The 2,022-nt window shown below is 35.9% G+C and carries 2 protein-coding genes; both read left to right on the top strand.

What is annotated here, in order from left to right:
- The first annotated feature begins 536 nt into the window (after positions 1 to 536).
- Positions 537 to 1,010, top strand: coding sequence for a carbohydrate binding domain-containing protein (locus EAE89_RS22690; protein ID WP_054477886.1), 474 nt, complete (start codon positions 537 to 539; stop codon positions 1,008 to 1,010).
- A 370-nt stretch (positions 1,011 to 1,380) separates the two neighbouring features.
- A complete protein-coding gene (locus tag EAE89_RS22685) occupies positions 1,381 to 1,872 on the top strand; it encodes a carbohydrate binding domain-containing protein (RefSeq protein WP_054477884.1) in 492 nt (163 codons plus the stop codon).
- The last annotated feature ends 150 nt before the right edge of the window (positions 1,873 to 2,022 follow it).

Here is a 2,022-nt window from a genome sequence, read left to right as displayed (position 1 = left end):
TGAATTGAAAAAAACTAAATCTCATCTGCTGTTTTTACCGGTTTATTCACCTAAGACTAATTATCTGAAATCATACGTTGCCAATATACGTAGTAATTATTGGAAAAAATAAATCAATTTATATTTGTCGCTTCCCCCTTTCCAGAGAGACAAATGAACAGTAAAAATGTAGTGGTATTATGTAAAATTATTTAATAAAAAATCCAATTTAATATTTCCCAATCATTGATAACGTTATTTTCGAGCAATAAAACGCTTAAAAGATCAAATTAATTATTACCTTTGTGACTAATATTTCAATATAACATTTCTGCAACAATGCATTTTGCCATGAGCAACAAATTAGCCTACATAAACACCTATCAGGATAAGCGCTTATAACTCATTTATTCTTGTATTAATTCATACAAATTACAACTCACCACCAACAAAAAATACAATTGAATATTATCCTATTATTGATAAAGTGCTCCCCCGAAAAACAAAGCGCTTAAAGAAATTCAATTCATTTCTATTTATTTAAAAAGGATTAATATATGAACTTACAAGAAACCCTGAATAACGAAGATTATTCTGATAATAAAGACTACAACAAAGAACTGATTAACGGCTCGTTTAATGAAGGATACAAAGGCTGGAGAATCCCAGCCCCTGAATCAGTAAAAATCTTATCTGAAAATGGCGTTCACTTTATCAGAATCCAAAGCGTTACTGGTTCTGGCGTCATTGATCAAATTATCGAAGGATTAGAACCTAACACTAAATATAAATTAACAGGTACAGCGCGCGTATCAGCAGAATGGGCTTCATCAGCTTATTTTGGTTTACAGAGTCGCACCGATGGCCCCAACTCTTTTGCTGTAAACAGCACCGATTTTACAACGGGATCGATAGAATTAAGCACAGATCAAGAGGGACTTTTACGCGTTTACTTGTTGAAAGACCAGGTTGGCCCTCGACCAGACGGAGAAACCGCTGACTTTACCGGTTTTGTTTTAGAGAAAGCCTAAACATTTAGCTTCGACATAGTTTGATATTAAAACACCCGCAGCTCACCGCTCTGGGTGTTTTAATACTATAGCCATTGATATTATATTATTATTCACCTTATTTCTTCTCTAAATATAGCTATACCCTTCATCTTTCAAGCTGCTGCTTTGTTGGCTGCGTTCACTTGCCACCGCACTGCGGCTTGAAATCTATTAGGTATAAAGTTCCGATACAATATCCTAATCACTATTTTTGTATTCATTAATACAAATCCAACTCTCAATCACAAAAAAATAAGATTGAATATTTACCTATTATTGATAAAGTATTTGTTGAAAAAAATCATTAAGAAAAACTCAATGATTACTCGTTCAGATAAGGATTAATATTATGAGAATAAAAAGATTGCTAAACAACGAAAACTTTTCAAATATAAAAAATGCTAATGAAGAGCTGGTTAATGGTTCATTTAATGAAGGATACCGTGGCTGGAGAATATCAAATCCTGACACTATAGAAATTTCATCCGAGAATGGCGTTAATTTTCTTAGCATCCAAAACTATTCCAGCGCTGGTGTCATTGATCAAATTATAACAGGACTGGAACCTAACGTTAGATATAGACTGACAGGTACAGCACGCTTATCGACAAAACAAAGACCACAAAGAGCTTTGTCAGCTTATTTTGGTTTACAGAATCGCACATTTGGCCCTGAATCTTTTGCCGTAAATAGCTTCAATTTTACGGTCGGTTCAGTTGAATTAAACACAGATGAAGAAGGGCTTTTACGTGTTTATATGCTGAAAGACCAACTTGTGGGCCTTCCAGAAGAAGCAACCGCTGACTTTACGGGTTTTATTTTAGAAAGGGCAAGCATCTGACTTTGATCGAGTAGGAGGCGGGATCACTCCCGCCGTCCTCTCACACCACCGTACATGCGGTTCCGCATACGGCGGTTCATGTTAACGCTGGAACTGCCGTTGCTGTTCCACCAGTGATATTAAGCCATGCCCTCTGAACCACGCTGTCTT

Source organism: Photorhabdus heterorhabditis (genome assembly GCF_018448905.1).
In the GTDB taxonomy this organism is placed as follows: Bacteria; Pseudomonadota; Gammaproteobacteria; order Enterobacterales; family Enterobacteriaceae; genus Photorhabdus; species Photorhabdus heterorhabditis.
The sequence above is the reverse complement of the archived record's forward strand: the minus strand, read 5'-3'. Positions and strand labels throughout refer to the sequence as shown.